Raw genomic sequence first — 17044 nt, 5'->3', positions numbered from 1 at the left:
TTCAATCACTTCGAAGCTAATTCCGATTTAATCTGACTCGTAGAAATACCCTCAGTTCGGCTAAGGTAAACGACTTCACAATGCTCTTTTAAGAAGTCGAACTCGCCTTTCCAATCATCACCCATGACGAAGAGGTCGACGTTATGCTTCTTCACATCTTCTACTTTTTGATCCCAGCTGTTTTCCGGAATGACTTCATCCACATAACGGATAGCTTCAAGAATCATCTTCCGATTCTCGAAATTATGGTAGGACTGCTTATGTTTCAAACGATTGAATTCGTCCGTTGAAATCGCAACGATAAGATAGTCTCCCATCGCTTTTGCGCGTTTTAAGATGTTGATATGACCCCAGTGTAATAAATCAAATGTTCCGTACGTAATAACCTTCTTCATGATTCTGCTCTCCCTTTTATCCGTGAATTCTCTTTATGATCGTCTTCATTGCCCGTTCTGAAGCCTGTCCATCATCCCATTGACAATACGTCTCTTGGAACGCTCGAAATGCTGATGCATACCGTGTGTGCCAATCATCTAACTGGTCCAGCTCTTCAAACAGTGCCGTTTCAGTCGACAACAATGGTCCCGGTGCCTCCTGCTCAAAATCGAAGTAAAACCCACGCAATTGATCTCGATAATGTTCTAAATCATACGTATAGAATAAAATCGGACGAGATAAGTGCGCAAAATCAAACATGACAGAAGAATAATCCGTGATCAAGGCGTCCGATGCCAGATAAAGCTCCGCGATATCCGGGTAGTCCGATGTATTTCGAACGGATGGAGCAGTGACGTCGAGACGACTTCCAACTAAATAGTGCATTCGGACAAGCAGAACGTATTCATCCCCAAATCGCTTTTCAAATTCATTTAGCGAAAAAGGCAGCTCAAATGAATATTTCCCTTGACCTTCGAATGCATTATCTCGCCAAGTTGGTGCATACAATAAGACTTTTTTTGAATGATCAATATCATAGTGGCGATATACTGCTTCTTTGATTTTAGCATGTCGCGCCTCTTGATAAAATATATCATTTCGAGGATACCCAATTTCTAGCATCTCACCTTCAAATGCAAATGCCCGTCTAAATATTGAACTGGAATAGGCATTGGGTGAAACTAAGCTAGACCATTTTGCTGCTTCCTGCTTAAATCCTTGTTTATATCGTGCGGTTGTCGTATTCGCCATTTGGACATCATCCATATCAAGCGCTAGTTTCTTGAGCGGTGTGCCATGCCAAGTTTGGAGATAAAACGTTTTTTCCGGTTTGATCAACCAACCCGGTAACCGACTGTTTGATACCCAGACCCGTGACGTCGCAAGTAAATAAATCCAGCGGAACGTCAACCGATCTACTGTCTTGACATTTGGTGGAAATGCAACACCTCGTTGCTTGCTGAAAATCAACTCACACTCCGGATGCATCGCGCGCATCAATTCGTAAATGGCACGCGGACTGTCACTATATTGTTTTCCGAGAAAACTCTCGAAAAGAATTCGCTTACGTTTTTGTGGCAACCATGTAAAGACTCTCATGACGGTACGAAGACCGCGTTCAATCAAGCCTGTTCGTTTCATCCACTGTTTTACTTGATCTTTCAAGTGAAGAGCTCCTTCTTAAGTCAATTAATCACAGCTCATCATAACAAAAAGCGCATCCATTTGGAATTGCTATTTGTTCGCATGTAGCGGAACGGTAAATCAAATGCCGTCGTATTTTTGACGATTCCTTTCCGATGACTGAACGTCTCGAAACTATATTTGCCATGATATCCACCCATTCCACTCGCTCCGACTCCACCAAATGGTAAGTGGTGCTGTGCGACATGCATCAATGTGTCATTGACGCATCCACCACCAAACGAAATTCGCTCAAGGACGCGATGCTCGATGGCTTTATTCTCTGTGAATAGATAAAGCGCAAGCGGCTTATCACGATCGTTGACGAATGTAATAACTTCTTCAATTTCATGGTATGTTAACACCGGTAGGATCGGTCCGAAGATTTCGTCTTGCATCAATGGAGCATCCTTCGCTACACCAGTCATGACGGTCGGCGCCATCTTGCGTGTTTCCGGATCCACTTGTCCACCGAATTCAATCGTTCCTTGCGTTAAATAATTGCTTAAACGATTCAAATGATCGTCCGATACGATTTTAACGTATGAAGAGACGCCTACGCCGTTTCCGTACTGTTTGAAGGCTTCTTCTTCTATCAGTTGTAAGAAGCGTTCTTTGACGTCTTCATGAATCAATACATAATCCGGAGCGATACATGTCTGTCCCGCATTCAACCATTTTCCCCATGCGATCCGCTTCGCTGCTAGACGAAGTTCTGCATCCTTGTGCACGATCGTCGGAGATTTTCCACCTAGTTCAAGCGTGACTGGCGTCAGGTGCTTCGCCGCAGCCTGATGTACGATTTTTCCGACGCGTGTGGAACCCGTAAAGAAGATATAGTCAAAACGCTCGTTTAATAAGGCACTGCTGACTTCAGCATCCCCTTCTATGACGATTCCGAATCGTTCATGGAATGCCGTTTCAAAGACTTCTCGTAATACGCGAGAGACATTCGGTGTCAACTCGGATGGTTTAAGGACGACCGTATTCCCGGCTGCAATCGCACCAATGACAGGAGCAAGTGCGAGCTGGAAGGGATAGTTCCATGGTGCAATCACAAGCACATTGCCATAAGGTTCGTATTGGATTTCACTTTTCGACCCGATATGCAGAAGCGGTGTTGTGACACGTTTTGGTCTTGCCAGTCGACGGAGTTGTCTCTCCATCCGTTGAATCTCTCCGTAAACGAATCCGATTTCCGTCGTGAACGCATCATGCTGTCCTTTATTGAGATCTTGTTTTAATGCCTCATAAATCGCCACTTCATGTGTTTCGATTGCTTGGCGTAAGAACGTTAACATACTTAAGCGGAAGGCTAGACTGCGTGTTGCCCCTGTCCGGAAAAAGTGCCGTTGTAATTGCAAGCGTTCTGAAAGATCTGTCTCTGTCATCGTTGTTTCCATCCGAGAATCTCTCCTTTAACTGGTCTATAACACTGCCTTCATCTTACCATATCTCTTTTTCGATATGAAAAAAGACGGAGAGGATTCTCCGTCTTGCTCTTTATAATTGAATCGCTGTCTCGAGCGCGACTTTCATCATGTCGTTGAATGTCGTTTGACGCTCTTCCGATGTCGTTTCTTCCCCTGTCAACAGATGATCCGAAATCGTCAAAATCGTCAATGCATTTACCTTATGTTTCGCAGCGAGCGTATACAGTCCTGCTGCTTCCATCTCGATTGCGAGGCATCCGAAATCTGCCCATTTTTTGAAATGATGAAAATCATCTTGATAGAACTGATCCGTCGTGAAGATTTGACCGACTTTTGCATCGATGCCTTGTTCTTTTGCGGCTGTATAGGCTTTATGCAACAGATCAAAAGACGCTGTCGGTGCGTAGTCTAATCCGTTAAAACGAGCGCGGTTTTGTGCCATGTCATGTGAAGCACTCATTGCGATAACGACATCGCGGACTTTAACGTCTGGAGTAATGCCACCAGCAGTACCGACACGAATCAAGTTTTTCGCACCATACGACTGAACGAGTTCGTTCGCATAGATTGACATCGATGGTACACCCATACCTGTTCCTTGAACAGAAACTTTTTTACCCTTATAAGTACCTGTAAAACCATACATTCCTCGAACTTCATTGTAGAGAACAACATCCTCTAAAAACGTCTCGGCGATGTATTTAGCCCGTAACGGATCTCCTGGAAGTAAGACCGTTTCGGCGATTTGTCCTTCAGCTGCGTTAATGTGTACACTCATGTACGATTCCTCCTCGATAGTCGTTTAAATCGACAACAATTCACGAAACTCGTTCGGTGTGACACCGAATTGTTTTTTGAACACTTTCCGAAAATACTTATCGTCCTGATATCCGACTTCAAGCGCAATTTCATAAATACGCGCTTCCGTCTCGCTCAACAATTCCTTCGCCCGATTCAAACGAATTGTTTGAATGTAATCAGATAAGTTAACAGAAAAACGCTGTTTGAAGCGCCGTGATATATACTCTCGGCTCAAGTAAAACCGTTCGCTCATGAATTGTAGTGTCAATTCTTCCGCATAATGCGTTTCGATGTATTTTGCGATTTGATCAATCGCTTCCCCTGATTCCACTACCGGATGGATACATTCCATCGCGCGGGACAAGGCATCATTGAGTACATCTGGATCAACTGGCTTCAATAAATAATCAAAGGATTGATGCAAAATGGCACGCCGCATATACGTATAATCATCATACCCTGTCAGCACGATCGTGACGACCTTTGGATGATGATTTTTTGTCCATTCCAGTAACGTTAATCCGTCCAGTCCAGGCATTTCGACGTCGGTCAGCATTAAATCGATCGTTCCGGTATCCAGTAAACGTTTTGCCTCTTCCCCATGTTCCGCCTCGTATAGGTTTGAAACACGCCATCTGTCCCATTCTCCGAGCAGTTTGACCGCTTCTCGTACATGTCGTTCATCATCTACGATCAATACGTTCATGCCAAATCCCCCTTTTCATATGGAATCCGAATCACGATTTTGAATCCTCCCTCCGTCACTGGAGAAGAGAGGGTCATACTTGCTTCCTCCCCGTAAAATATCAAGAGACGTTCGTAGATATTGTGGAGACCGATCCCGCTCGTCTCGAGATCCTCTGGACTACGATGCATACGCATTTTTCGATCAATTTCTTCAAGTCGTCCTGTTTCAAGGACGGCACCGCTATTCTCGATTTGAATGATGAGACGTCCACCATCCGTCCGTACTTTGTAGGCAAGATAGTTTTCTGTCGCCGCTAATTGTTGACGGAAGCCGTGTTTGAAATAGTTTTCAGCAAACGGTTGTAAGATCATCTTTGGTACTTCAATGTCATTGAGGTGCCAAGGGACGTCGACGATATAACGGAATCGCTCAGGAAAACGTTGCTGTTGCAGACGGATGTATGCTTGAAGATGATCGACTTCTTGTTTTAACGTTACGATCGTTTGTTCATTGTTCATCGAGTAACGCATCATTTGCGATAATCCGGTGATGGAGCGGTACGCGATCTTCCGGTCCCCTTGTAACGTCGTCGTTCCGATCGATTGCAAGGCGTTGAATAAAAAGTGAGGATTGAGTTGAGATTGTAAGGCTCGAAGCTCATTCGTCCGATTTTCGAGCGCCAATCGATATTCCCGTTTAATCAAACGATCGATCCGTTGAATCATGCGTTGGAACTGACGATTGAGTAATCCAATCTCGTCATTCGTCGTGGCAACGAACGGTGCCGATAAATCACCCTGTTCGACTCGCCAGACGTTTGCCGTCAACTGTTTAATCGGTTTCGTGATTTGCATGGCAACCAGACTCGCGGCAATAATCATGACGATAAGAGAAGCGAGACCAATCAGTACGAGAATCAATGCCGTCTCGTTTGCCCCTTGGATGACGGATGCATAAGGAATCCGTTTGATCAGTGTCAACGGGATTCCGTTCGTCATCGTTTTCGAGTAGACGATGAACGATTTTCCGACACGTAGACTTCCGCTCTGTCCAGTGAATTGGTCGGTAGGTAGGTCCATCTTTGCTCCAGTCTGTGCCAGAACACGTTGATCGGTCATCAGCCACAGCGACTCATCCGGATCATTCTCGAACAATTTTAATTGCTGTTCAAATACCCGAACCGGAATATCGACTGAGAGGAACCCAAGCGGCTCATCCGTCTCGACACGATCAATCCGATAACGAAAACTGACGACTTGTTTCTCATCGAGAATCATCGTATGCACATTGTACGGTTCGATCGGGTGAGCTCCGTCAATCAACCAACTGTTTTTTTGTTTCATTAATCGAAAATAATCCGTTTCTTGCATCCAATCAAATGTTCCTCGACTCGTCGTTTTCATATTGTAAACCGAATACTCTGAATAGCCATTCAAGATGACGAAATGTAACTGCTCAATATCCTGTCGGGATAAAAATAGACCTAACATCGCCCGCGAGACGACTCCATCGGATTCGTCTAGTTCCTGATCCGCTCCGACACGCATGATGTTCATCAACGAGCGATTCGCATATAAACTCGTTGATAGACGTCGAATATCCTCTATATAATGAGTCACCTGTGTATTTCCCCGAGTCAACACGTTCAGGCTAGAATGTTCTGCCTGTTCGATGTTCTGGTGTCGTACATAAAGATAGGAAATCGAAGTCGCGAGGGCTGTCGGAATTAAGATCGCTAAGACAACGAGGCGAATCAAACGTGTCCGGATACTTTTCATAAAAGGCGCCCCCATCCTTTTTCTTGTAATCAATCGTATCATAACCTTGAATTCGCTTACATCATTTCCTGATATTCTCTTTCAGGATTGCAATAATAAATTATTTTTTCTTTCGACTTGATTCCGAATGAATTTTACTATAATATCATCAATGTTCGTCTTTTAATCAATTTGTTATGAAGGTGGTTCTTTTATTCATGTTTAAACTTGCCGCACACCAAACAACCGTAAAACGTGAAATCCAAGCCGGATTTGTAACGTTTATTACGATGGCATACATTTTGCTCGTCAATCCGACGATTTTAGCAGATGCCGGTATCCCTCAAGCCCAAGCTTTTTCTGCGACGATCATCGCTACATTGATCGGTACACTTTTAATGGGGTTCTATGCGAATCTACCGATCGCAGTCGCACCCGGAATGGGACTCAACGCGTATTTCACATATACACTTGTCGTCGGTGAAAAAATTCCATATCAAACAGCACTTTCAGTCGTGTTCGTCGCTGGTGTCATCTTCTTATTGTTGTCACTCTCGCCGATCCGTACGAAACTGATCGAAATCATTCCGATGACCTTAAAGCTTGCCATCACGGGTGGAATCGGTCTCTTCATCGCTTCACTTGGTCTCAAGATGTCAGGAATTCTCATTGGTAGTGAAGATACACTGGTCACGATTGGTGCCTTGACGTCACCAGAAGCGCTGATCACACTCATCGGGTTATTAGTTGCTGCGATCTTGACGATCAAACGGGTACCAGGAGCTATCCTTTACGCCATGATCCTTTCTGGTGTGATCGCATTTTTGACAGGTGAATTAAAGTTCTCAGATTCCTTCGTCGCGTTACCAACGTTACCGGAAGGATTGATCATCACTAATCCGTTCAACGCCATTCAGGACGTATTTCAGTACGGGCTATTCAGCGGCGTCCTCTCCTTCGTGCTCGTAACGATGTTTGACACGACAGGTACGATGGTCGCTGTCGGTGAACAAGCTGGATTGATTGAAGAAGATGGATCATTGAAAAATAGTGAACGCGCACTATTATCTGATTCGACTGCGATGGTTGCCGGTTCCTTGTTCGGAACAAGTCCAACAACTGCTTATGTAGAATCTGCAGCAGGTGTTGCTGCGGGTGGTCGGACTGGACTCACGTCCGTGACGGTCGGGATACTCTTCGCATTATCTGCCATCTTTGGACCGTTCGTTCAATCGATTTCGAGTGTTCCAGCGATTACCGCACCCGCGTTGATTCTAGTCGGTGCCTTTATGATTCAAAATATCAAACAGATTCAATGGAATGATTTCAGTGAAGCTTTCACAGCTTTCCTTGTCATCTTGATCATGCCGTTATCCGGTAGCATTGCAACCGGTATCGCATTCGGCTTCATCGTTTATCCGATCATGAAAGCCATCCAAAAAGAGCGCGTCCATCCACTCATCTATGTATTTGCGCTTCTCTTCTTCATCCAATTATTTTTCCTATAATAAAAAACATGCCTGTTCCGTCAGTTGATCGGAATAGGCATGTTTTTTTGAATCACTTCTTATTTCTTCATTTTGTCCCATGTTTTCGTGAAATCTTGTAGCATCTCGTCAGCTGTTTTTTGCTTACCGACGTATGCCTGCATGATCGCACCAAACTCGTTTACTGCACCATCCGGATACTTGAACCAGTTCCATGAGATCGTTTTACCAGCTTTCGAGTACGCTTGGATATCATCCGCAAGCGGTCCTAAATCTTTTGCTTCGATTGATTTGAAGGCCGGAATAAATTTGAATTTGTTGACCATGTAGTCTTTTCCTGTATCAGATGTCGCCATCCACTCGAGGAATTTTTTCGCTTCTGCTTTATTCTTCGAGTTTTTATTGACGACCCAGTTATTTGGTACGCCAACAGGGAGACGATCCATTTTTTCTTTATCGTCATTGATTGGCATCGGGATGAAGCCCATATTGATATCCGGATTCACATCTGTGATCAATTGCTGTGCCCAGTTCCCTTGTTGAATCATCGCTGTCTTACCTTCAGCGAACTGAGAAACTTGTGTGTTGTAATCCGTCGTTAACGGATTTTTATTCCCGTACTTAATTGTCAAATCAAATAGATTCATGAATTCCTTGAACTGTTTGTTATCTTCGAATTTAGCTTTTCCAGCATTCAAGTCCGCGATGAACTGATCTGGATCATCCTGCTGTGCGACCGGAATGTTCATTAGGTGGTTTCCAAGAATCCACCACTCTCCATATCCGATCGAAAACGGTGTCACACCATCTGCTTTCAACTTTTTAGATGCATCCGTTAATTCCGTTAATGTTTTTGGAAGCTCTGTGATGCCTGCTTTTTTGAAGATATCTTTGTTGTAGATGAAGCCGTATCCTTCAAGGTTCATCGGCATGCCGTATAACTTTCCATCAATCGTCATCGGCTCTTTTGATAGGTCCGTTAGATCACCGACCCATTTTTCGTCTGACAAATCTTCTAATTTATCCTGCCATGTTTTTGCTTCCGTAAAGCCACCGTTGTTAAAGACATCCGGTTCATTCCCAGAGGCAAACTGCGACTTCAAGGCAGCACCATAATCCGATCCACCACCAACTGTTTGTACGACGACTTTCGTCCCCGTCTCCTTCTCATACGCTTTTGCCATTTTTTCCATGTCTTTTGCGATTTCAGCCTTGAATTGGAATACGTTGAGCGTCTTACCATCTTTTGAATCACTATCTTTCGAGTCATCGCTATTCAATGTACCGCCACCACATGCTGCCAAAGCGACGACCATCGCCGTTGTGACGACAGGTAATGCTGCCCATCTTCTTTTACGCATTCGGATTCCCTCCCTGATTTCGTTTCATTTACGTGCTATACCTTCACAATAAATGAAAACGCTTGCAATGAAGAGAGAGAAAGTTGTCCGGTGTGGTGGAAAATATTGAACAATCGTTATCCGAGTCTTTTCATCGGGATTGTTGTATCATGAAACTAGAAGATTCTTTATTGAATAGGAGCTTGATGCCATGTCCTTACAATTCACGATTTTATTGATTGGTATACTATTGTTCGCCGCTGTGTGGACGACGAAGTTATCAAGTCGTCTGAATATTCCTGCTCTATTGATTTTTATCGCTCTTGGTATGATTGCCGGAAGTGATATTACGGGTTTCATTCGCTTTGACGATGCGGAACTTGCCCAGCTTCTTGGAACTGTCGCTCTGATCATCATTTTGTTTGAAGGTGGTCTGCAAACAGCGTGGAAAGAAGTGCGACACGAGCTCGCACCTTCGCTTTCTCTTGCAACGTTCGGAGTCTTCATTGCTACTTCCATCGTTGCAGTGGCCTCCCATTACATTCTTGGCTTCAGTTGGGCGAATGCCTTTTTACTTGGCGCAATCGTAGGATCGACGGATGCTGCTGCCATCTTTTCTGTCTTAAGTGGACAACCGATCCGACGTAAGGTAGGGTCAACACTCGAAGTTGAATCTGGAACGAATGACCCCATGGCTGTCTTTTTGACCGTCTTATTCCTTGAATTCGTGACGAATCCTGAAGAAGCATCACTCTTGATGGGACTCGGTTCACTCGTTTGGGAAATGTCGATGGGGCTTTTAATCGGTCTATTCATTGGATGGACAGCTTCAACCTTGATCAATCGGATTGATTTATCTTCCTCGAGCTTTTATCCGATTTTACTCATGTCGTTTGCTTTCTTGTCTTTTGGGTTAGCTGATACATTTCATGCTAGTGGATTTCTCGCCGTTTATGTGACAGCAATCTATATCAGTAATCATGAACTCGTCTACCGTCAGACGCTCGTCCGCTTTACGATGAGTATGGCGCACCTAGCTCAAATCGGAATGTTCATTGTTCTCGGGTTGCTCGTCTTCCCGAAACAATTGCTCGATATCCGGGTTATCCTGTCTTCCGTTGCCCTTGCGTTGATTTTGATTTTCATTGCTCGACCGCTGTCCGTTTGGATTAGCTTATTGCCGTTTCGTTATTCGTGGCAAGAGAAGGTCTTTATTTCTTTTGCTGGTCTAAAAGGAGCGGTACCGATCATTCTTGCGACATACCCACTCGTTGCCGACATCGAGAATGCATCGATGATTTTCAATATCGTGTTCTTTACAGTTCTACTATCGACACTGATTCAAGGGAGTATGTTGACATTCCTTTCCGAACGGTTACGTCTCAACGAGACACAGACTTCTGCTATCCATACGGTCATTGAGTTCATGTCGATCGGTAAACCGAACGCAGAAATCATTGAATTGACGTTACCGATGTCCCATCCGTTCATCGGAACGACGATATCAGAAATCGATCTACCGCAAGAGTTTTTGATTACCGCCATCATTCGCGATGATCATATCATTACTCCCCGTGGCGACACTGCTCTTGAAGGCAATGATCAACTGTTACTGCTGACGCCTAAACATCGTATTAAGTCGCTGAAGCGATTCTTGTTTCCTCCTGCTTGAATCCCGGGCTTACTCAAAAAAAGAAGGACTCGTCTTTTCACGCCCTTTCCTGTAGGTGTCGCGTGTGACGAGTCCTTTTTTATGAGGTAAGGGTGGCAGATCATCATTCTGCCACCCTTATCTTTGTAGAGACTGACTTTTTGTCGACCCCTTCATTTATTCTGTTGCTTCGTTTTTACGTCTTGCGTCTGTCCGTGTTGTTTCGCTTTAGAGCGACGATACAGGATGTACCCGCCGAGGATTACGACGATTCCGCCTAAAATCCACCATAACTCCTGCTCTAGCCCTTTAAGCATTGACTCCGCTCGCTTTACTCCGAATCGCTCCCCGACCCAGATGTAAAAGAAAGAGACCGGAAATAATCCAATACTTGAAGCGAGTAGATAGCGCTTGAATGACAGACCAAACAGACCACAGGGAATCGAGACGACTGAACGAACGACAGGGAAGAATCGTCCAAATAACGCAGACCATGTTCCATACTTTCCGACGATTCGCTCACCCTGCTCAATTTCTTTTTCTTTGATCAGTAACCATTTTCCGTATCGTACAAGGATTGGACGACCTGCGTAACGTCCTAAGAGATAAAAGACTGTCGCCCCCATCAAACTCCCTAGAAAGCCGACGAGAACAGCAATTGTCCAACTGACTGTTCCGTTCGATACATATAAACCGAGTAGCGGTAATCCGACTTCTGCTGGAATCAATTCTGTTCCAAGACCAATGATCATGATTCCTAAAAACAGCCAGAGATTGGATTCTCCGGCCGAAAATAACCATTCCAACATACGAGTAACCCTCCGTTCATCCTCTCGCTGGACGGAGGAGATAATAAATGATGACGACTAGAGTTGTCCAGACACCTGTGAAAATTCCGATGACCCCGACAATGAAAAAGCCGAGTGCAACGATTGAGCCTGTCCGTTTATAATCCCGCCACATTGTGCGTAAACCTTTAATGTTGAACCAAAGAAACGCAATGAACAAAATGGGGATGAGTATTCCGACGATTAATAGAGAAGACATGCTTTCACCTCTTTCTTATTTATTGTTATCCCCATTCTATCAAGAATTGACACGCTTTTCCTCCGCCTGAGGTCTTATGACCTTTAAAAAAAGAGCACACTTCCGAATGGAAGTGTGCTCTTCGTTACTTAAAATATCATTCCTTTGACGCTTTCTTACTATATATATGTTAGAGCAAGTGGATACCTTCAGCTTGAAGACTTTTACGAGTCTCTTCCGACCAGACAGAAGCTTGGACTTCGCCGATATGACGTTTCTTCAATAAGAACATCGCCATACGTGATTGACCAATCCCTCCACCCATCGTTAACGGCAGACGCTCTTCGAGCACACCTTGATGGAACGGGAAAGCCAATTTATCCTCTTCTTGAGCGATGGACGTCTGTTTTAATAGCGCTTCACGGTCAACACGAATTCCCATTGAAGACAATTCAAATGCTCCGATTTCTGGGTGATGTACTAAGATGTCACCGTTGAGTGTCCAATCGTCGTAATCTGCCGCTCGACCATCATGCTTCTCTCCCGAAGCAAGCGCGCCACCAATCTGCATCAAGAAAACAGCACCGTATGCCTTCGTGACCTCTGTTTCACGTTCTTTTGTTGAAAGCGTTGGATAGGCATCCTCTAGTTCTTGTGTTGTCATGAAATGAATCGTTTCTGGTAAGATCGCTGAAATGCCATACTCTGCTTCCACTTCTTGCTCGACTTGGCGAATCGTTGCATAAATCGCTTGTACCGTTTCTTTTAGATAGGCACTCGTCCGTTGTTCTTTCGTAATGACCCGTTCCCAATCCCACTGGTCGACGTGGATGGAATGTGTCGCATCAAGTATCTCATCACGACGAATCGCATGCATCAATGTGTATAATCCTTCTCCAGCTTCGAATCCGTATGTGTGAAGCGCTTGACGTTTCCATTTCGCAAGGGATTGGACGATTTCAAGATCTGTCGTGTGATCTAGTGCATCAAAGCGGATGATGCGCTCTACGCCGTTGAGATGGTCGTTGACGCCGAGTGTGCTCTCTACGAATAATGGTGCTTCAACACGTGTTAATCCGAGTGTCGTCGAAAAGCGTTCCTCAAAGCGTTTCTTTACGAGTGTGATTGCTTCCTGTGTGTGTTTCATCGATACGAGTGTTGTCATGGTGGTGTTCCTCCTCAATTGTGTTTTGAAAAAGAAGCCATAAAAAAGAGCCCTTCTTTCCCAAGAATATGGGACGAAAGACTCGGTTCCGCGGTACCACCCATGTTAGCAACGATGTTGCTCACTCAAAAGACGAATCACTTCATCTTCGGCCATATGATAACGGACAGGCAACTCCGGCTACGCCTACTGACATTCGGGTTCGGGTAGCGACTCCGGGAGGTTCTTCGCATCTTGCTTCCGACTGGGCTCTCACCATCCCCAGCTCGCTATACGGTCGTACAAGGTGTTACTCTTCCCTTCAACGTCGTTGTTACAATTGAATTGAGAACATCGTACAACAGGTCGCAAGTATTTGAAAAGCCTTTTTTTCAAAAAAAATAAAAGTTATCAGATTAATCTGATGCATGAAACATAAAAAAGCGTTCTCCTAGAATCGAGAACGCGCTTACAAAAATTATTTGATTGATCCACTTGTAATCCCTTGAATGATCTGTTTTTGCAGGGCGAAGAAGAATAGCAACAACGGAATGATCCCAAGCACGAGTCCGGCAAGAGCCAAGTCCCATTGTTTTGTATACTGTCCGAAGAAGTAAAACGTCGCGAGAGGAATCGTCCGTAAATCGACATCTCGTAACATGAGCGAGGGTAATAAGAAATCGTTCCAAATCCACAGCGTGTTCAAGATGATGATCGTCACTGTAATCGGCTTGAGCAATGGGAAGACGATGCGCCAGAACACACCCCATTGTGAACAACCATCAATGATTGCTGCCTCCTCGATTTCTTCAGGAATCGACTTCATGAAACCATGATACAGGAAGATCGATAGTCCAGAACCAAAACCAAGGTACATCAAAATCAGTCCCCAATAACTATTCTGTAATCCAAGATCCCCAGACAGTTTCGATAAAGGAATCATGATTGATTGGAATGGAATGATCATCGCAGCAACGAACAAGAAGAAGATGATCGTCGACAAACGTGTTTTCGTCCGGACAAGCTTCCAGGCTGCCATCGAACAAAAGATGATGATGACCGCATTAGCACCGACTGTAATGATGACGGAGTTTAAAAAGACTTTACCGAAGTTCATGGCTTCCCATGCTTCTGAATAGTTGGAAGTCATCCATTCCTTTGGTAGACCCGATGTGTTCGTAAAGATATCTCCCTGCGTCTTGAATGAATTCGAGACGACGTAATAAAACGGAATCATATACAGAAGCCCCATCAATAAGGCTGCTAGTTCGACCGTTCCAAGACGGAGTGAATAACGACCTCTCGCCTTTTTAGAGCGCTTTGGTTTCTCCTCTTGCGGAGTAGGTAACGGTTGTGCCGTACTCATGCTTCCACCTCCCGTTTTTTCGTCAGATAGACTTGAGTGACTGTAATCGCCGCAACAACAACGAAGAAGATGATTGCTTTCGCTGAACCGAGTCCAAGATTATTATTCGTAAACGATTCCTTGTAAATGTTTAAAGCAAGCATTTCGGTCGATTTGAAGGGTCCACCATTCGTTAGTGACAAGTTCGTATCGAATAACTTGAAGGACCACGAAATCGTTAAGAACAGACAAATCGTGACGGACGGCATGATCAGTGGCAACGTAATGTTCCGTAACGTCGATATACGATTGGCACCATCGATTTTTGCTGCTTCAATCAGCTCTTGAGGAACGTTTTGTAGAGCCGCGATATAGATGACCATGATGTAACCGCCACCTTGCCAAATTGAAACGATGACGATACCCCAGAACCCTGTTCGGGCATCTCCTAACCATGGAAGTTCAAATATGCTCCACCCTGTCAATTCACCGATTGATGCAAAGCCTTTGACATAGATGAACTGCCAGACGAATCCGAGAATCAATCCACCGATTAAGTTCGGCATAAAGAATATTGTCCGTAAGAAATTACGTGTGCGAATATTTTGTGTCAATAAGAACGCCAAGATGAAACCGACGACATTCGTTAAGATGACGGCGACGACCGTATATTTCGTCGTCAACCAAAATGACTGCTGAAACTGCTCGTCACTCGTAAAGAGACGGACATAGTTATCAAAGCCGATCCAATTTAATTCTCCTGTTACACCATTCCAGTCCGTGAACGAATACATGACGCCATTGAAAAACGGTACAAGCACGATCACTGCGAATACAAGAAAGACCGGTCCGACGAAGAGCCAAAAATCAAGACCGCGTTTCCACTTCTTTTGTCCAGATGTCATTGTTTCATCCCTCCTCCACTCTACAGTACGTCTTTCACTTACACTTGAACACGTCACCATTTGACCCATTGGGTGGAAAATATTGAACGTTTTCTTTTGGCGCGTTCACACTAGATAGGCTACTATTAGAAAAAAGAGAGATCCAATCAAAGAGGGAGTCGATACCATGGAAAAGACCATTCGTTCTGACTTAGAAATCGCACAACAAACTGTCTTACGCCCGATTCGAGAAATCGCGGATCGGATTGGTTTGCAAGAAGAAGATTTTGATACGTACGGAAAGTATAAAGCGAAGTTGACAGACGGGCTGCTGAACCGGTTGGCAACGAAATCTGACGGCAAACTGATTCTTGTCACTGCTATCAATCCAACGGCTGCCGGTGAAGGGAAATCAACCGTCACCGTCGGACTCGGACAAGCACTACACCGAGCAAACCATAAGACGATGATTTGTTTACGGGAACCCTCACTTGGTCCGACGATGGGATTAAAAGGTGGTGCGTGTGGTGGTGGCTATAGCCAAGTCCTGCCGATGGAGGAGATCAATCTCCATTTCACAGGTGATATGCATGCGATCACATCTGCTCATAATACAATCAGTGCCTTGCTCGACAATCACCTGCATCAAGGCAACATTCTTGGCATTGATCCACGCCGTATCGTCTGGAAACGTGTGCTTGATTTAAACGACCGTGCCTTGCGCCAAGTTACGATTGGTCTCGGCGGTCCTGCACATGGCGTTCCGCGTCAAGATGGCTTCGATATCACGGTCGCTTCCGAAATCATGGCTGTCCTCTGTCTAGCAGACTCTATCACGGATCTCGAACGACGCCTGAGCCGCATTGTCGTTGCGTATACGTACGATCAACAGCCGGTTACGGTCAAGGATATTCAAGCATCAGGAGCTGCAACGTTGCTTCTAAAAGATGCGTTCCGCCCAAACCTCGTTCAGACCGTCGAAGGAACACCGGCATTGATTCATGGCGGACCGTTCGCGAACATCGCACACGGCTGCAACTCTTTGATTGCTACACAAACCGCGTTGAAGTTAAGTGACTACGTTGTCACAGAAGCAGGATTCGGCGCTGACTTAGGAGCTGAGAAATTCTTCAATATCAAATCTCGGATTGGCAAACTCCATCCGGATGCCGTCGTCATCGTCGCTACGGTTCGTGCCTTGAAGATGCATGGTGGTGTAGACAAAACACAACTCAGCGAAGAAAACCTCGCTGCCTTAACGGATGGTCTTGCTTTACTTGAAAAACACGTTGAGACGATGAACTTGTTCGGTGTCCCTGCCGTCGTTGCCTTGAACCGTTTCTTCACCGATACGGAAGCCGAGCGGAACATGATTTTGACATGGTGCCAGGAACGAAATATTCGTGTGGCGGAAAGCGAAGTCTTCAGTAAAGGCGGTGCCGGCGGTGAAGCACTCGTCGCGGAAGTCATGCAAGCACTTGAGGAACCAAGCCAGTTCCGTCCACTGTACCCTGACGAGTTGCCGCTTCGTCAAAAGATCGAACGTATCGCAAAACGTGTCTATGGCGCAGCCGACGTTCATTTTGAAGAAAAAGCCCTCCGCGAACTCGAACGGTGTACGGAGATGGGATTGAATCATTTACCGATTTGTATGGCAAAAACGCCATTTTCTTTAACCGATGACCCCGCTCGGTATGGTCGTGTCGAAGACTTCACGATTACAGTTCGTGAAATTCGACCATCGATTGGTGCAGGATTCATCGTTGCATTGACTGGGAATGTATTAACGATGCCGGGATTACCCGCGGTTCCTGCTGCCTTCCATATGGGCGTTTCGGAAGACGGACAGGTATTCGGACTTTCTTAAT

At 45.0% G+C, this 17044-nt stretch carries 15 protein-coding genes and 1 other annotated feature; of the genes, 3 read left to right on the top strand and 12 right to left on the bottom strand.

The genetic code is table 11. From position 1 onward, the window contains the following. Positions 1 to 5: 5 nt before the first annotated feature. The 6 genes from tagD to ACN9MT_RS03090 form a co-directional block, all read right to left on the bottom strand. Positions 6 to 395: a glycerol-3-phosphate cytidylyltransferase gene (gene tagD / locus ACN9MT_RS03115; RefSeq protein ID WP_368915966.1), complete on the bottom strand. Its 390-nt coding sequence runs from the start codon at positions 393 to 395 to the stop codon at positions 6 to 8. Between the two features lie 16 nt (positions 396 to 411). Continuing rightward, positions 412 to 1578, bottom strand: coding sequence for a CDP-glycerol glycerophosphotransferase family protein (locus ACN9MT_RS03110; protein ID WP_426273447.1), 1167 nt, complete (start codon positions 1576 to 1578; stop codon positions 412 to 414). A gap of 62 nt (positions 1579 to 1640) precedes the next feature. Then, positions 1641 to 3023, bottom strand: coding sequence for an aldehyde dehydrogenase (locus ACN9MT_RS03105; RefSeq protein WP_426272758.1), 1383 nt, complete (start codon positions 3021 to 3023; stop codon positions 1641 to 1643). A 100-nt stretch (positions 3024 to 3123) separates the two neighbouring features. Continuing rightward, complete coding sequence (gene deoD / locus ACN9MT_RS03100) at positions 3124 to 3831, bottom strand: purine-nucleoside phosphorylase (protein ID WP_035412602.1); 708 nt, start codon at positions 3829 to 3831, stop codon at positions 3124 to 3126. Positions 3832 to 3855: 24 nt separating this feature from the next. Next, positions 3856 to 4560, bottom strand: a complete 705-nt coding sequence (locus tag ACN9MT_RS03095) for a response regulator transcription factor (RefSeq protein WP_035412600.1) — start codon at positions 4558 to 4560, stop codon at positions 3856 to 3858. Beyond that, the gene (locus ACN9MT_RS03090) at positions 4557 to 6320 is read right to left on the bottom strand and encodes a sensor histidine kinase (RefSeq protein WP_035412597.1); all 1764 of its coding nucleotides are present in this window, start codon (positions 6318 to 6320) and stop codon (positions 4557 to 4559) included. Before ACN9MT_RS03090 ends, ACN9MT_RS03095 begins: the two co-directional genes overlap by 4 nt. A 197-nt stretch (positions 6321 to 6517) precedes the next feature. Between ACN9MT_RS03090 and ACN9MT_RS03085 the strand changes: the two genes are divergently transcribed. Continuing rightward, positions 6518 to 7807 carry an NCS2 family permease gene (locus tag ACN9MT_RS03085; protein WP_426272757.1) on the top strand — a complete coding sequence of 430 codons (1290 nt, stop codon included), beginning with the start codon at positions 6518 to 6520 and terminating at the stop codon, positions 7805 to 7807. 59 nt (positions 7808 to 7866) lie between these two features. On the opposite strand, the gene ACN9MT_RS03080 is transcribed toward ACN9MT_RS03085, so the two are convergent. Continuing rightward, complete coding sequence (locus tag ACN9MT_RS03080) at positions 7867 to 9147, bottom strand: extracellular solute-binding protein (protein WP_426272756.1); 1281 nt, start codon at positions 9145 to 9147, stop codon at positions 7867 to 7869. A gap of 190 nt (positions 9148 to 9337) precedes the next feature. Between ACN9MT_RS03080 and ACN9MT_RS03075 the strand changes: the two genes are divergently transcribed. After that, positions 9338 to 10798, top strand: a complete 1461-nt coding sequence (locus tag ACN9MT_RS03075; protein ID WP_035412588.1) for a potassium/proton antiporter — start codon at positions 9338 to 9340, stop codon at positions 10796 to 10798. 152 nt (positions 10799 to 10950) lie between these two features. Here ACN9MT_RS03075 and ACN9MT_RS03070 read toward each other — a convergent pair whose 3' ends face one another. The 5 genes from ACN9MT_RS03070 to ACN9MT_RS03050 all read right to left on the bottom strand — a co-directional run bounded on the left by ACN9MT_RS03070 (position 10951) and on the right by ACN9MT_RS03050 (position 15197). Continuing rightward, positions 10951 to 11586 carry a DedA family protein gene (locus ACN9MT_RS03070; protein ID WP_056063558.1) on the bottom strand — a complete coding sequence of 212 codons (636 nt, stop codon included), beginning with the start codon at positions 11584 to 11586 and terminating at the stop codon, positions 10951 to 10953. A gap of 16 nt (positions 11587 to 11602) precedes the next feature. Next, on the bottom strand, positions 11603 to 11824 hold the full coding sequence (locus ACN9MT_RS03065) for a hypothetical protein (RefSeq protein WP_035412585.1): 222 nt from the start codon (positions 11822 to 11824) through the stop codon (positions 11603 to 11605). A 169-nt stretch (positions 11825 to 11993) separates the two neighbouring features. Further along, the gene (gene asnA / locus ACN9MT_RS03060) at positions 11994 to 12968 is read right to left on the bottom strand and encodes an aspartate--ammonia ligase (protein WP_035412582.1); all 975 of its coding nucleotides are present in this window, start codon (positions 12966 to 12968) and stop codon (positions 11994 to 11996) included. 66 nt (positions 12969 to 13034) lie between these two features. Further along, positions 13035 to 13282 (bottom strand) — a binding site (T-box leader). A gap of 143 nt (positions 13283 to 13425) precedes the next feature. Further along, positions 13426 to 14313: a carbohydrate ABC transporter permease gene (locus ACN9MT_RS03055; protein WP_035412579.1), complete on the bottom strand. Its 888-nt coding sequence runs from the start codon at positions 14311 to 14313 to the stop codon at positions 13426 to 13428. After that, positions 14310 to 15197, bottom strand: coding sequence for a carbohydrate ABC transporter permease (locus ACN9MT_RS03050; protein WP_426272755.1), 888 nt, complete (start codon positions 15195 to 15197; stop codon positions 14310 to 14312). Before ACN9MT_RS03050 ends, ACN9MT_RS03055 begins: the two co-directional genes overlap by 4 nt. A gap of 166 nt (positions 15198 to 15363) precedes the next feature. Here ACN9MT_RS03050 and ACN9MT_RS03045 point away from each other — a divergent pair, with 166 nt between their 5' ends. After that, the gene (locus ACN9MT_RS03045; RefSeq protein WP_426272754.1) at positions 15364 to 17043 is read left to right on the top strand and encodes a formate--tetrahydrofolate ligase; all 1680 of its coding nucleotides are present in this window, start codon (positions 15364 to 15366) and stop codon (positions 17041 to 17043) included. Position 17044: the final 1 nt, after the last annotated feature.

The organism is Exiguobacterium sp. R-17 (assembly GCF_049913315.1).
GTDB lineage: Bacteria > Bacillota > Bacilli > Exiguobacteriales > Exiguobacteriaceae > Exiguobacterium_A.
The sequence above is the reverse complement of the archived record's forward strand: the minus strand, read 5'-3'. Positions and strand labels throughout refer to the sequence as shown.

What these genes read in the sequence shown, in the direction of transcription:
- tagD (WP_368915966.1), bottom strand. Translation starts at nt 395, where the DNA reads ATGAAGAAGGTTATTACGTACGGAACATTTGATTTATTACACTGGGGT.
- ACN9MT_RS03110 (WP_426273447.1), bottom strand. Translation starts at nt 1,578, where the DNA reads ATGAAACGAACAGGCTTGATTGAACGCGGTCTTCGTACCGTCATGAGA.
- ACN9MT_RS03105 (WP_426272758.1), bottom strand. Translation starts at nt 3,023, where the DNA reads ATGGAAACAACGATGACAGAGACAGATCTTTCAGAACGCTTGCAATTA.
- deoD (WP_035412602.1), bottom strand. Translation starts at nt 3,831, where the DNA reads ATGAGTGTACACATTAACGCAGCTGAAGGACAAATCGCCGAAACGGTC.
- ACN9MT_RS03095 (WP_035412600.1), bottom strand. Translation starts at nt 4,560, where the DNA reads ATGAACGTATTGATCGTAGATGATGAACGACATGTACGAGAAGCGGTC.
- ACN9MT_RS03090 (WP_035412597.1), bottom strand. Translation starts at nt 6,320, where the DNA reads ATGAAAAGTATCCGGACACGTTTGATTCGCCTCGTTGTCTTAGCGATC.
- ACN9MT_RS03085 (WP_426272757.1), top strand. Translation starts at nt 6,518, where the DNA reads ATGTTTAAACTTGCCGCACACCAAACAACCGTAAAACGTGAAATCCAA.
- ACN9MT_RS03080 (WP_426272756.1), bottom strand. Translation starts at nt 9,147, where the DNA reads ATGCGTAAAAGAAGATGGGCAGCATTACCTGTCGTCACAACGGCGATG.
- ACN9MT_RS03075 (WP_035412588.1), top strand. Translation starts at nt 9,338, where the DNA reads ATGTCCTTACAATTCACGATTTTATTGATTGGTATACTATTGTTCGCC.
- ACN9MT_RS03070 (WP_056063558.1), bottom strand. Translation starts at nt 11,586, where the DNA reads ATGTTGGAATGGTTATTTTCGGCCGGAGAATCCAATCTCTGGCTGTTT.
- ACN9MT_RS03065 (WP_035412585.1), bottom strand. Translation starts at nt 11,824, where the DNA reads ATGTCTTCTCTATTAATCGTCGGAATACTCATCCCCATTTTGTTCATT.
- asnA (WP_035412582.1), bottom strand. Translation starts at nt 12,968, where the DNA reads ATGACAACACTCGTATCGATGAAACACACACAGGAAGCAATCACACTC.
- ACN9MT_RS03055 (WP_035412579.1), bottom strand. Translation starts at nt 14,313, where the DNA reads ATGAGTACGGCACAACCGTTACCTACTCCGCAAGAGGAGAAACCAAAG.
- ACN9MT_RS03050 (WP_426272755.1), bottom strand. Translation starts at nt 15,197, where the DNA reads ATGACATCTGGACAAAAGAAGTGGAAACGCGGTCTTGATTTTTGGCTC.
- ACN9MT_RS03045 (WP_426272754.1), top strand. Translation starts at nt 15,364, where the DNA reads ATGGAAAAGACCATTCGTTCTGACTTAGAAATCGCACAACAAACTGTC.